General features: G+C 64.2%; 13 protein-coding genes. 1 reads left to right on the forward strand and 12 read right to left on the reverse strand.

The window, feature by feature from the left end:
* The first annotated feature begins 2 nt into the window (after positions 1 to 2).
* A complete protein-coding gene (locus P9230_RS08310) occupies positions 3 to 827 on the forward strand; it encodes a dipeptide ABC transporter ATP-binding protein (RefSeq protein WP_278118396.1) in 825 nt (274 codons plus the stop codon).
* 21 nt (positions 828 to 848) lie between these two features.
* Here P9230_RS08310 and P9230_RS08315 read toward each other — a convergent pair whose 3' ends face one another.
* The 12 genes from P9230_RS08315 to P9230_RS08370 form a co-directional block, all read right to left on the reverse strand.
* Positions 849 to 2,129, reverse strand: coding sequence for a cysteine desulfurase-like protein (locus tag P9230_RS08315; RefSeq protein WP_278118399.1), 1,281 nt, complete (start codon positions 2,127 to 2,129; stop codon positions 849 to 851).
* Between the two features lie 39 nt (positions 2,130 to 2,168).
* Positions 2,169 to 2,843 carry an amino acid ABC transporter permease gene (locus P9230_RS08320; protein ID WP_067324409.1) on the reverse strand — a complete coding sequence of 225 codons (675 nt, stop codon included), beginning with the start codon at positions 2,841 to 2,843 and terminating at the stop codon, positions 2,169 to 2,171.
* 108 nt (positions 2,844 to 2,951) lie between these two features.
* Positions 2,952 to 3,737: an ABC transporter substrate-binding protein gene (locus P9230_RS08325; protein ID WP_067003647.1), complete on the reverse strand. Its 786-nt coding sequence runs from the start codon at positions 3,735 to 3,737 to the stop codon at positions 2,952 to 2,954.
* An 84-nt stretch (positions 3,738 to 3,821) separates the two neighbouring features.
* Complete coding sequence (locus tag P9230_RS08330) at positions 3,822 to 4,961, reverse strand: aminotransferase class V-fold PLP-dependent enzyme (RefSeq protein WP_278118401.1); 1,140 nt, start codon at positions 4,959 to 4,961, stop codon at positions 3,822 to 3,824.
* 160 nt (positions 4,962 to 5,121) lie between these two features.
* Complete coding sequence (locus P9230_RS08335) at positions 5,122 to 5,850, reverse strand: GntR family transcriptional regulator (RefSeq protein ID WP_278118403.1); 729 nt, start codon at positions 5,848 to 5,850, stop codon at positions 5,122 to 5,124.
* 229 nt (positions 5,851 to 6,079) lie between these two features.
* Positions 6,080 to 6,475 carry a RidA family protein gene (locus tag P9230_RS08340; RefSeq protein WP_067003651.1) on the reverse strand — a complete coding sequence of 132 codons (396 nt, stop codon included), beginning with the start codon at positions 6,473 to 6,475 and terminating at the stop codon, positions 6,080 to 6,082.
* Between the two features lie 42 nt (positions 6,476 to 6,517).
* Positions 6,518 to 7,666, reverse strand: coding sequence for an acyl-CoA dehydrogenase family protein (locus P9230_RS08345; RefSeq protein ID WP_278118405.1), 1,149 nt, complete (start codon positions 7,664 to 7,666; stop codon positions 6,518 to 6,520).
* A gap of 81 nt (positions 7,667 to 7,747) precedes the next feature.
* Positions 7,748 to 8,560, reverse strand: a complete 813-nt coding sequence (locus tag P9230_RS08350) for an enoyl-CoA hydratase family protein (RefSeq protein WP_278118407.1) — start codon at positions 8,558 to 8,560, stop codon at positions 7,748 to 7,750.
* Positions 8,557 to 9,021, reverse strand: coding sequence for a MarR family transcriptional regulator (locus P9230_RS08355; RefSeq protein ID WP_067324419.1), 465 nt, complete (start codon positions 9,019 to 9,021; stop codon positions 8,557 to 8,559). Before P9230_RS08355 ends, P9230_RS08350 begins: the two co-directional genes overlap by 4 nt.
* Complete coding sequence (locus P9230_RS08360; RefSeq protein WP_278118409.1) at positions 9,015 to 9,773, reverse strand: SDR family NAD(P)-dependent oxidoreductase; 759 nt, start codon at positions 9,771 to 9,773, stop codon at positions 9,015 to 9,017. Before P9230_RS08360 ends, P9230_RS08355 begins: the two co-directional genes overlap by 7 nt.
* A 169-nt stretch (positions 9,774 to 9,942) precedes the next feature.
* A complete protein-coding gene (locus P9230_RS08365; RefSeq protein WP_278118411.1) occupies positions 9,943 to 12,237 on the reverse strand; it encodes a bifunctional salicylyl-CoA 5-hydroxylase/oxidoreductase in 2,295 nt (764 codons plus the stop codon).
* Positions 12,238 to 12,424: 187 nt separating this feature from the next.
* Entirely contained in the window at positions 12,425 to 13,024 is a 600-nt protein-coding gene (locus P9230_RS08370) for a VOC family protein (protein ID WP_067324425.1), read from the reverse strand.
* Positions 13,025 to 13,090 lie beyond the last annotated feature (66 nt).

Raw genomic sequence — 13,090 nt, forward strand, 5'->3', positions numbered from 1 at the left:
GCATGACCAAGGTTGTCGAAGGCAAGAACATCAAACGCGACTACCATGTCGGCGGCGGCCTGTTCCGCCCCGCGCGCACGGTGCATGCGGTGAAGGACGTCTCCTTCAGCGTCGATAAGGGCAAGACGCTCGCCATCGTCGGCGAAAGCGGCTGCGGCAAGTCCACGCTCGCCCGCATCATCACGCTGATCGATCCCGCGACCGCCGGCGATTTGTTCATCGACGGCAACAAGGTCGACATCGCGAAGGACGGGTTGACCAAGGAAATGCGCCGCAAGGTGCAGATCGTCTTTCAGAATCCCTACGGGTCGCTCAACCCGCGTCAAAAGATCGGCGACGTGCTCGGCGAGCCGCTGCTGATCAATACCGACAAGCCGGCCGAGGAACGCCGCGACCTAGCGATGAAGATGTTGAAGAAGGTCGGCCTCGGCCCCGAGCACTACAACCGCTATCCGCATATGTTCTCCGGCGGTCAGCGCCAGCGCATCGCCATTGCCCGCGCACTGATGCTGAACCCGAGCCTGCTGGTGCTGGACGAGCCGGTCTCGGCGCTCGATCTTTCGGTGCAGGCGCAGGTGCTCAACCTGCTCGCCGACCTGCAGGACGAGTTCAAGCTGACCTATGTCTTCATCAGCCACGATCTGTCGGTGGTGCGTTATATCGCCGACGACGTGATGGTGATGTATTTCGGCGAGGCGGTCGAATACGGCTCGCGCGACGAGGTCTTCTCGGACCCCAAGCACAGCTACACCAAGACGCTTTTCGCCGCGACGCCGCGCGCCGACGTGGCAAGCATCAAGGCGAGGCTGGCGAAGAAGGCGGCGTAGGCTCGACCAGACGTCCGGGCGTCACGACAGCTTCGCAATGATTGCCCGCAGCGCTTCGCCGAAACGGTGCACTTCCTCGACCGTGTTGTAGTGCACCAGCGAGGCGCGGATCGCGCCGCTGTCCATCGACAGGTGGAGCCGCTTCATCAGCCGCGGCGCGTACATATGACCGTCGCGGATGCCGATCTGCAAGGCCGCTATCTCCTCGACGATCCTCTGCGGCGACAGTGTGCCGATGTTGAAGCAGAAGGTCGGCACGCGCTCATGGATGCGCGCCTCGTCGGCGACGCCGTAAATTGTCGCGCCGCAGGCCTTCAGCACCTTCATCATCTCGCGCGCCAGCGTCAGCTCGTACTCGCGGATGGCGTTCATGCCGGCGGCGATGTTGTCGCGGCGCGAGCGGTTGTTCTCGGCCAAGAAATTGCGGCCGATCGACTCCAGGTAGCGCACCGCTGCGTCCATGCCGGAGACATTCTCGTAGATGAAGGTGCCGGCCTCGACCTTGTAGGGCGGCTCATCCGGGATGAAGTCCTCGCGGAAGGTCGGCAGCCGCTTCAACGTTTCGAAGCGGCCCCAGAGAAACCCCATATGCGGCGAGAAATTCTTGTAGCCTGAGCAGACGAGATAGTCGCAGTCCCAGGCCTGCACGTCGATCAGCCCGTGCGGCCCGTAGTGCACGCAGTCGAGGAACACTTCCGCGCCTGCCGCATGCGCGATCTTGGCAACCGAAGCGACATCGACAATCGAGCCGATCGAGTGCGCGGTCACCGTGCAGGCGACGAGCCGGGTGCGGTCCGACATCAGCGGCTTGAGGTCGTCGACATGCAGATTGCCGTCCTCGCGCATGCGCCACCATTTGAACCTGGCGCCGGCCTGCTCCAGCGCCAACCACGTGGCGATGTTGGCGTCATGGTCCATGTCGGTGACGACGATCTCGTCGCGTTCCGAAAGCATCTGGCCGATGCCGACACTGACAAGGCGGATGAACGAGGTGGCGTTCATGCCGAAGCAGATTTCGGACGGGCTGTAGGCGTTGATCAGGAGCGCCACACTCTCACGCGCTTCGGCGACGGACTGGTCGACGGTGACGCTGCGGCCGTAGCGGCCGCCGCGCTGCACGTTGTGCGCCACCAGATGGCTGGTCACCGCGTCGAGCACGCTTTGCGGGATCTGCGCACCGGCGGCGTTGTCCATGAAGATGAAGTCGCCGGCCTGCCGGAGCGCCGGGAACATGGCGCGGATCTTCTCGACCGGGAACGAAGCGGCGCTCTCCTGCGCTTTCGAAACATGGTGCTGGTTCACGGGAGTCTCCTTCAGCTAATCGAGGTCATTCTAAGGGGATCAGTGCGCGGACCGAGCTTTGCCGCGCTCTTCGAGGTAGCCGACCAGCCGCACCAGCGGCCACAGGAAGGCGAGATAGATGATCGCCGCGCCGATCAGCGGCGTCGGATTGGCCATCAGCGCCTGCGCGTCGGTCGCCTGCTTCAAGAGGTCCGGCATCGCCACCACCGAGGCGAGCGCGGTGTCCTTGAACACCGAGACGCAGTTGCTGGTGAGCGGCGGAATGACGACACGGATCGCTTGCGGCAGGATCACCTTGCGCATGGCGACCCAAAAGGGCAGGCCGAGCGCCGACGCCGCCTCGAACTGGCCCTTCGGAATGTTCTCGATGCCGGCGCGGCAGACTTCCGCCGTGAAGGCCGCCAACACCAGTGACAGCGCAAGTGCTGCCGAGACGAAGGACGACAGGCGGATGCCGATGAAGGGCAGGGCGTAGTAGATCAGGATCAGCACCACCAGGATCGGAAGCGCGCGGAACATGTCGATATAGAGCGTCGCCAGCCGCCTGAGCGGCTTCGGCGCGTAGAGCCGCACCAGGCAGATCGCCAGCCCGCCGATCGTGCCGAAGATGATCGCCGCGCAGCCGAGCAGAATGGTGTTGCCAAGACCGCGGATCAGGATCGGAAACGATCGGACCAGGATGCCCCAGTTGAAGAAGGTGTCGATCAGTTCCATCGGCGCTCACCGTGAGACAAGGTTCGCCGTGTTGGGCGAGACCCAAATGGTCGAAGCGAGAGCGCCAACTCTTGCTGCCGCTCTCGTCGGAATTTCTGATTAGCCGGCTTATTGCGGGATCGGGCCAGGCGTCACCGTGCTGGTGCCGGCTTCCGGATCGACGCCGAACCACTTCTTGTGGATCGCGGCCATGGTGCCATCCTTCTTCATTTCGCTGATGGCGTCGTTGACTTTTTCAAGCAGCGGATGGCCCTTCTTGGTCATCATGGCGAAGCGCTCGCCGGTCGGGATGCGCACCAGGATCTTTAGCGCTGGCATCTGCTTGATGGCGAACAGGAAGCCGGCGAGCTCGCCCGCGCCGCCGTCGATGCGGCCGTTCTGCACGTCGAGCAGAAGGTCCTGCTGGGCGTTGTAGCTCTTGGTCTCTGCAACGCCGAGCTTGGCGGCGTTCTCCTTCATGTAGGCTTCGCCTGTCGAGCCGGCGATGACCCCGATGGTCTTGCCCTTCAGATCGTCGAGCGATTTGATGGCGGAATCCGCCTTGCCGACGATGGTACCGTCGCTGTCGTAATAGGCTTGCGTGAAGCCCTGGTTCTGCAGCCGCTCCTTGGTGACCGAGATCGAGGACACGGCAAAGTCGATGCGGCCCGAAGCGGTCGCTGCGAACAGCGCCTGGAAGCCGAGGTCCTGGAACTCGACCTCTGCGCCGATGCGCTTGGCGACATCATTGGCGACGTCGATCTCAAACCCCTCGAAGGCACCGGAATCGGTCTTGTATTCCCATGGCGGGTTGGCTGGATAGGCGCCCACCATGATCTTGTCGGCGAAGGCGGGCGCCGCAAAGGCGAGGCCGGCAGCGACGGCCATCCCAATCAGTCCTAGACGTTTCAACATCTTGCTTCCCTCTGGTTCGGTTCCTGATCCGCCCCTTTCCGGCGCCAAACTCCCGGGCGCCGCAGGCGAGGCGGTACCTGAATTTCACGACGCGCGGCGTCGCCGCGAACCGATATGCTCAGTGAGTTGTGCGATCAGCGCGTCGACCGCCGTCTCTGTGGTGACGATGCCGGGAGACAGCCGCAGCGTTCTGCCGCGCGCATCGCAGTAAAGCCGCTCGTCGCGAAGCGCAGCTATGATCTTCGCCGGCTCGGTGCCTTGCGGCAGGCCGAGCATCACGCTGCCGCCGCGTTCACTGGCATCGAGCGGCGAGCGGATCTCCCAGCCATTCTCCAGCGCGGCGCCGATGATACGCTCGACGAGCCCGGCATTCTGCGCGCGGATGATGTCGATGCCGGTCTGTTCCACCCACTCCAGCCCGGGCAGCGAGGCGACGCTTGCCAGGATCGCCGGCGTGCCATGATCGAAGCGGCGCGCATCGTCGGTGTAAGTGAAAGCGTCGAGGTCCCAGGAGAACGGGTTCGGCTGACTGAACCAGCCCCGCAACTCCGGCCGGCAGGACGCCAGAAGGTCAGGCGCGACCTGCAAAATGCCGGCGCCGGAGGATCCACACAGCCATTTGAGCGAAGTCGAGACGACGAAATCGACCGGCGTCGCGGCAACCGAAAACGGCGCCACGCCGATGCCTTGTGTGACATCAACGCCGACTACGCTGCCCACGGCGCGGCCATGCGCGGCGAGGCGGCCGACATCGCAGCGGTGCGAGGCCGTCGAGGTGACGAAGGTAATGAGCGCGAGCCCGACATCCGCCTGCCAGCGCTCGATGAAATCCTGGTCGCGAACCCAGGTCTCGCCAGGCCGCAATGGGACGGTGTCGAGAGTGAAGCCGAAACGCTCTCCCAAGCCCGCCAGCAGGAAATGCAGGCTCGGAAAACAGTCGGCGGCGACCAGCAGCCGCTTTCCCGCCAGCCGCTCCGTCGGCAAGCCACCGATCAGGCTATAGAGCGCAGCGGTGACATTCTCGGCCGTGGTCAGCGTGCCTTGCGGCGCCTCGATCAGCCGCCTCCAGGCATCGATGAAGCGTTGCCGCGCCGCAAGCGCGGCAGGCCACTGACCGTCGTCTTCCGCCGACCAGATGTTCGAGAAATCCGTCAGCGAGGCGGCCATTCGCTCGGCCTTGCCGGGGAAGGTGCCGATCGAATGATAGAGAAAATAGCCGGACATTCGCTGTCTCGCTCCCTGTGATCATGTGATCACAAATACGGACAGGGATCAATGCGCCGCGGCTGAAGAAATGCGGGGTCAGCGCCTCAAAATCCGGCTGTTCTCTTGGTCCAGGAGCTTGGCCCAGGCGGCTTCGAAGCCACTCTGCGGCGGCCGCCTATCAAGGCGCCCTTCCGAAAGCGCCAAAATCGACCGGTCTGGGCCCCGGCACGTCAGGACAGATCGCCCGCAAAGTCGCTTGTGTCGCCGTGATATCGGCCACCACCTCGTCGCGTGCGCGGGTGAAATCCTTGTCCTTGATGGCCGCTATGATCGCGGCGTGCCGGCCCGAAGGCTCCATGGTGCCGGCGCGCATCAGCGGCGCGACATGGTTGGACAACAGCCGCATGTACGGACCGAAGCGCAGCCACAGCGTCTCGATCAGCTGAAACAGCACATCGGAACCGGAGGCGCGGTAGATGGTGAAGTGGAACTGCTGGTTCTTGGCGATCAGCTCGTAGATGCTGCCGTCGCGGCCGATCGCCTGCTGGTCGTCAGTAACCCTTTGCAGCAAGCCGATCTCGGCTGCGGTCAGGCGCGGCGCGCCAAGCTCGGCGGCCAGCCCCTCGACGGCGAGCCGGGCCCGGCAGAGGTCGTCGAGCCGCGCCCGCGTCACCACCGGCACGCAGGCTGAGCCGTTCTGCGAGATTTCCAGCGCGTTCTCTGCCGCCAGCCGCCGCAACGCCTCGCGCACCGGCATGTTTGAGGTGCCGAAAGCCTCCGCCAGCGAGGCGATGGTCAGCACCTGCCCGGGATCGAAGCTGCCGACCATGAGGGCATGGCGAAGCTGCTGGTAGACGCCATCCTGGACGGTGATGCGTCCCGATACTGGTTCGAAGCCCAGAGCCACGCGTTTGCTTTCCTTGGTGCCGGCAAAGTTTATGTGCGAATATCCGCCGACGCGGGTATGATCATCTGATCACAGATTGTCGCGGCAGCCAAGCGGCCGTTGCCGTACTGTCACGGCAATGCTGACGGACGGAAGGCAGATACGATCCCTCGAGCGTCAGCGCCGAGTTGGCGTAGCCGCCTTCGCGGCTTCAGGCCATTGCGAAATAGAAGCCAGTAGCGCCTCCGGCTCACTCCGGAATAATTGCGATTGCCTGTATCTCCACCTTCGCCCGGTCCTCGACCAGCGCCACCACCTGCATGGCGGCCATCGCCGGAAAATGCCGGCCGATGACGGCGCGGTAGGCTTCGCCGATCCCTTTGAGGTTAGCGAGGTACTCGGCCTTGTCGGTAAAATACCAGGTCATCGAGGTGATGTGTTGCGGCTCCCCGCCGGCCTCGGCGAGAACGGCGACGACATTGGTGAGGGTCTGGCGCACCTGATCGACGAAATCGTCGGTCTCGAACCGGCACTCGGCATTCCAGCCGACCTGGCCGCCGATGAAGACCAGCCGGCCACGCGCGGCAACGCCGTTGGCATAGCCGATCGGTTTGGCCCAGCCTTCCGGCTGCAGGATCGTGTGCATGTCTAGCCTCCCTTAAGTGAAATGCGGTCCGCAAGCATGATCTCACGCCGCTCCCATCACTTGCCTGGCGATCACCACTTTCTGCACGTCGGAAGCGCCCTCATAGATGCGCAGCGCGCGTATCTCGCGATAGAGTCTCTCGACGATGTGGCCCTTGCGCACGCCGTCGCCGCCATGCAGCTGCACCGCCTTGTCGATCACTTCCTGCGCGGTGTCCGTGGCGAACAGCTTGGCCATTGCCGCCTCGCGAGTGACGCGAGCGGCGCCCATATCCTTGGTCCAGGCGGCGCGATAGACGAGCAGGGCAGCGGCGTCGACATCCAGCGCCATGTCGGCGATGTGGCCCTGCACCATCTGCAGTTCGGCCATCGGCGCGCCGAACAGTTTTCGCTCGGACACCCTTTTGATGCTTTCGTCCAACGCTCTTCGAGCAAAGCCGAGCGCTGCGGCGCCCACCGTCGAGCGGAAGACGTCGAGCACCGACATGGCGATCCGAAAACCGTCGCCGGGTTTGCCGATCAGGGCGGAAGCCGGAACGCGCACATTGTCGAACGAGAGCCGCGCGAGTGGATGCGGGGCGATAACTTCCAATCGTTCGGCGATGCCAAGGCCTTTGATGTCCGCAGGCACGATCAAAGCGGAAATTCCCTTGGCGCCGGGCGCCTCGCCGGTGCGGGCGAAGACGATATAGACGTCGGCAATGCCCCCATTGGAGATCCAGGTCTTCTCGCCCGAGAGCAAGTAGAAATCGCCGTCGCGGACAGCCGCCATTTCCATGTTGGCGACATCCGATCCCGAGCGCGGCTCCGACAGCGCAAAGGCTGCGATCGCCTGGCCCGCCCGCGTCTTTTGCAGCCAGCGCTGCTGCTCCGGTGTGCCGAACAGCGAGATCGCGCCGGTGCCAAGTCCCTGCATGGCGAAGGCGAAGTCGGCGAGCCCGTCATGGCGCGCCAGCGTCTCGCGCGTGATGCAGAGCGTACGCACGTCGAGCGGCCCCGGCTTGTCGGGGTCGAGCGCCGTCGGCTTCAGCCAGCCGTCGCGGCCGAACATGGAGACGAGGTTGCGGCAGGCCGCGTCGACATCGTGGTGATCGACGGGCAGGTTCTTGGCACACCAGGCGTCGAGATTTTCGGCAAGTTCGCGATGGCGGTTTTCAAAGAAGGGCCAGTTGAGGAAGGAACGGTCAGGCATCGGTGCCTCCGCACTTCTGCGAGGTTTGCACTTTACGGCGCCCCCCTCTGTCCTGCCAACGTATCCAGCATCGCGCTCATCTCAATTCCCCTCGAACACCGGCTTTTCCTTGGCCACGAACGCCTTGTAGGCGCGCTCGAAATCGCCGGTCTGCATGCAGATCGCCTGTGCCTGCGCTTCCGCCTCGATCGCCTGGTCGAGACCCATCGACCATTCCTGGTTCAACTGCGTCTTGGTGATGCCGTGCGCGAAGGTCGGGCCGGAGACGATGCGAGCTGCCATCTCGAGCGCGTCGGCCTCGAGCACCGCCGCATCGACCAGCCGATTGTAAAACCCCCAACGTTCGCCTTCGGCCGCGCTCATGGTGCGGCCGGTGTAAAGCAGCTCGGCGGCGCGGCCCTGGCCGATGATGCGGGGCAAGATCGCGCAGGCGCCCATGTCGCACCCGGCAAGGCCGACGCGGGTGAACAGGAAGGCGGTCTTTGCTTCCGGCGTCGCGATGCGGATGTCGGAGGCCATGGCGATGATCGCGCCGGCGCCGACGGCGACGCCATCCACCGCCGCGATGATCGGCTTGCCGCAATTCAGCATGGCTTTGACGAAGTCGCCGGTCATGCGCGTGAAGGAGAGCAGCGCCTTCATGTCCATCTTGACCAAGGGTCCGATGATGTCGTGGACATCGCCGCCCGAGCAGAAATTGCCGCCATTGGGCAGGAACGCCACGGCATCGACATCATCGGCGTAAGCGAGATCGCGAAAAGTGCCGCGCAGCTCCGCATAACTGTCGAAGGTCAGCGGGTTCTTGCGCTCCGGCCGGTCGAGCCGGACCTTCGCGACCCTGCCTTCCACCTCCCAGAGGAAGTGCTTCGGCTTGAGCTTGGCCATGGCGCTCATTCGCGTCCCTCCCAATTGCTGCGGAACGATTTCAGCATGCCGGTCAGCCGGCGCGCTTCGTCCTCGCTGACAGTGCCGAGGAGCTCGCCGACCCAGTTCTCATGCGCCGCGGCGATTGCCGCGAAAGACTTCGAACCTTCTTCGGTCAGCCGCACCATCGAGGTGCGGCGGTCGCCGTTGCGGCGCGCGCGCGTCACCAGCCCTTCGGAGACCAGGCGGTCGACGATGCCGGTGATATTGCCGTTCGACACCAGCAGGAATCGCGACAGGTCGCTCATCAGCATGCCCTCCGGCGAGCGGTAGAGCGCCGCCATGACGTCGAAGCGCGGCAGCGTGGTGTCGAACTCCTTCTTCAGCCGCTCGCGCAGCTCGGCCTCGATCGTGCGCGAAGCACGCAGCAGGCGGATCCACAGCCGCAGCCTGTCCTTGCCCGGCCCGATAGACGTCGGTCCCGCTACCATGTCTCGCCTCCCGAGACCGAGATCGCCTGTCCTGTGATCGACCGCGCCGCATCGCCGCAGAGCCAGAGCACCGCCGCGGCGACCTCTTCCGGCTGGATGAAACGCGCCTGCGGGTTCGCAGCCGAAAGGCTCGCGCGTGCCTCATCGGCGGAACGGCCGGTCTTCTCGACGATGCGCTGGATGGATTCCTCCAGCAGGTCGGTTTCGACGAAGCCCGGGCAGATGGCGTTGACGGTGATGCCGGACTTGGCGGTCTCGGCTGCGAGCGCCCGCATCAGCCCGATGACGCCATGCTTGGCCGCCACATAGGGCGCGACATACGCGTAGCCCTTCAGTCCGGCGGTCGAGGCAATGAAAACGATACGGCCTGACTTTCGCGCCAGCATGCCGGCAAGCGCCGGCTTCACGGTCAGGAAAGCGCCGGTGAGGTTGACGTCGAGCGTGCGCTGCCAATCGGCGAGCGAGGTCTTGTGCGCCGGCGCGCTGGCAGCCATCCCGGCATTGGCGACGACGATCTCGAAGGGACCGCGCGCCGCCTCGGCCTTCTCGTACAGCGCCGTCAGGTCGGCTTCGTCGGTGACATCGGCGGCGATGCCGAAGATGCGGGCGTTTTCCTTCGCGACTTCATTCAGCACGGCCTTACGGCGGCCGCAGATGGTGACCTCGACGCCGGCTTCCGCCAGCGCCAGTGCGATCGCACGGCCGACGCCGGAGCCGCCGCCGGTGACCAGGGCATGCTTGCCGGTGATCATGCGCCAATCCTCCAGGCAAGGCGCTGCCACTCACCCTTACCCTCTCCCCGTGAAGGACGGGGAGAGGGGGCCGCCAGCGTTTGAGCTTGTGCCTTCTCCCCGTCCTTCACGGGGAGAAGGTGCCGGCAGGCGGATGAGGGGCGGCGCCGACATGAAAACATAAATGCGCTCATACCTTCAGCCCTGCCGCCGCTTCGCGTTCGGCCAGCCGGTAGATCTGGTCGCGTCCGCGCAGATAAGGATCCGGCCATTTGACGCCGCGATCGCCGAGGGTGACCGCCGCATGCAGCGTCCAATAGGGATCGCTGAGATGCGGCCTGGCCAGCGCAACCAGATCGGCGCGTCCTGCCATCAGGATCGAGTTGGCGTGGTCCGGCTCGTAGATGTTGCCGACCGCCATCGTCGCCATGCCGACCTCGTTCCGGATGCGGTCGGAGAACGGCGTCTGGAACATGCGGCCATAGACCGGCTTGGCGGCGATTGTGGTCTGGCCGGCCGAGACGTCGCAGAGATCGACGCCGGTTTGATGCAGAAGCTTGGCGATCTCGACCGCATCGGCCGGCGTGACGCCTTCGATCCCTACCCAGTCATTGGCCGAGATGCGCACCGAGATAGGCTTTTCGGCCGGCCACACGGCGCGCACCGCGTGGAAGATCTCCAGCGGATAACGCATGCGGTTCTCCAGCGAGCCGCCATAGTCGTCGGTGCGCCTGTTGGTCAGCGGCGTGATGAAGGCGGAGAGCAGATAGCCATGCGCGGCATGGATCTCCAGCATGTCGAAGCCGCAGCGCTCGGCCATCTCCGCCGAGGCGACGAACTGGTCGCGCACAAGGTCCATGTCGGCGCGGTTCATCGCCTTCGGCACCTGATTCTGCGGCGACCACGGCACGGCTGAAGGCGCCATCACCGGCCAGTTGCCGGACGGCAGCGGCTCGTCCGTTCCTTCCCAGCCGAGGCGGGTCGAGCCCTTCGGGCCTGAATGGCCGATCTGGGCGCAGATCTTGGCTTCGGTCTCGGCGTGGACGAAATCGACCAGCCGCTTCCAGGCGACCTCATGCTCGGGCTGGTAGAAGCCGGTGCAGCCCGGGGTGATGCGTCCCTCCGGGCTGACGCAAGTCATCTCGATATAAACGAGCCCGGCCCCGCCCTTGGCGCGCTCGGCATAGTGGGCGAAATGCCAGTCGGTCGGGCAGCCGTCGACCGCCTTGTACTGGGCCATCGGCGAGACGACGATGCGGTTCGTGAGCGCCATCTCGCGCAGTCTGAATGGCGCGAACATCGGCGCGCGGCGCAGCATGTTGCCGCCGGCGCCGGCCTTGCGCTGGAACCATTCCTCCGCGCCCGCCAGCCATTCGGCATCGCGCAGACGAAGGTTCTCGTGGCTGATGCGCTGCGAGCGGGTGAGCAGCGAATAGTTGAATTGAACTGGATCCAACCCGAGATAACGTTCGACTTCCTCGAACCATTCGAGCGAGTTGCGCGCCGCCGATTGCAGTTTCAGCACCTCGGTGCGGCGAGCATCTTCGTATTTGCGAAAGGCCGCTTCGAGGTCGGACTCGGACTCGACATAGTCGGCGAGCGCGACTGCGCTTTCCAGGGCCAGCTTCGTGCCGGAGCCGATCGAGAAATGCGCCGATGCCGCCGCGTCGCCCATCAGCGCCAGATTCTTGTAAGACCAGCGCTCGCACAGCACGCGCGGGAAGTTGATCCAGGCCGAACCTCTGATGTGGTTGGCATTGGTCATCAGCGGATGGCCGCTGAGATGCTTTTCGAAAATGCGCTCGCAGACCGCGATCGATTCCTGCTGCGTCATCGCGCCGAAACCGAAGGCAGCCCAGGTCTGTTCGCTGCATTCGACGATGAAGGTCGCGGTCTCGCTGTCGAACTGGTAGGCATGCGCCCACACCCAGCCGTGCTCAGTTTTTTCGAAGATGAAGGTGAACGCGTCGTCGAATTTCTGCGTGGTGCCGAGCCACACGAACTTGCATTTGCGCGTGTCGATGTCGGGCTTGAAGACGTTGGCGAAGGTGGCGCGCGACTTCGAGTTCAATCCGTCGGCCGCAACGACAAGGTCGTGCGTTTCCATGAACGGCTTAGGATCGGAAATCTCGGTCTCGAACATCATCTTGATGCCGAGCTCGCGCGCTCTGCGCTGGAGCAGGATTAAAAGCCGCTTGCGGCCGATGCCGCAGAAGCCGTGGCCGGTCGACACCGTGCGCACGCCGTCATGGATGACGGCGATGTCGTCCCAGTAGGCAAAATGCTTCCTGATCCAGACCGCGCTGACAGGGTCGTTCCTGGTCAGGTTCTCCAGCGTTTCGGCCGACAGCACCACACCCCAGCCGAACGTATCGTCGGGGCGGTTGCGCTCGTAGACCGTCACGTCATGCGCGGCGTCGCGCAGCTTCAGCGAAATGGCAAAATAGAGGCCGGCCGGTCCGCCGCCGAGAACCGTAACCTTCATGTCTTGCGATCTCCTCTAGAGCAATTCCAGGAAAAGTGCGCAGCGGTTTCCCGTCCGGAATTGCGTCAAACGCTCAAAGGGCATCAGGGACCGCCGGGGGGCCGGCGGTTCCAACATCAGTATCGCGCCTGCCGGCGATTATTTCAAGCTTAAAGTTTCATAATTGAACAATTGCGGCGCGATCAGCTCACTTGGCTGGATCTTTGGGACTCCACAGCACCGTCTCGGCGCCTTTCTCGTAAGCCATGCCGTCGGGATAGCTGATCGCTTCCAGCTGCAGTCCCCAGGGCGCCTGGAAATAGAGGATGGTTTGGCCGGCGGCTGGTCCTTCTTTGACCGGCAGAGGACCCATCCTGGTCTTCACGCCCTTGGCGTCGAGATAGGCCTTCGCGGCGGCGACATCGTCGACATAGAAGGCGATATGGAAGCCGCCGATGTCGCTGTTCTTCGGCGTCAGGTCCTTCTGGTCGGGCGCGGTGTATTTGAACAATTCGATGTTCGATCCATAGCCGCAGCGCACCAGGGTGATCTCCTCGATTACCGCTTTTGGATCGACGCCGAGCAGGTCCTGCATGAAGGTGCCCTTGTCGTCGGCGAACGGGCCGAAGGACATCGCCTTCTTGCAACCGACCACATTGGTGAAGAAGTCGACGGCCTGCTTCATGTCGGGCACGGTGACGCCGGTATGGTCGTGGCCGCGCATGCCGGGGATCGAGTCGGCCGAAGCCGTTCCCATTGAGCCGAACAGGATTGCGCCGACCATTGCGCCGCTTGTGGCGTATTTCATGTCACCCTCCTTTGGCGGGCTGACTTTGCTCCCATGCACATCCGAGGCCCGCTGTTCGGTGTGCGG

It is taken from the genome of Mesorhizobium sp. WSM4887 (genome assembly GCF_029625865.1).
Classification (GTDB): Bacteria; Pseudomonadota; Alphaproteobacteria; order Rhizobiales; family Rhizobiaceae; genus Mesorhizobium.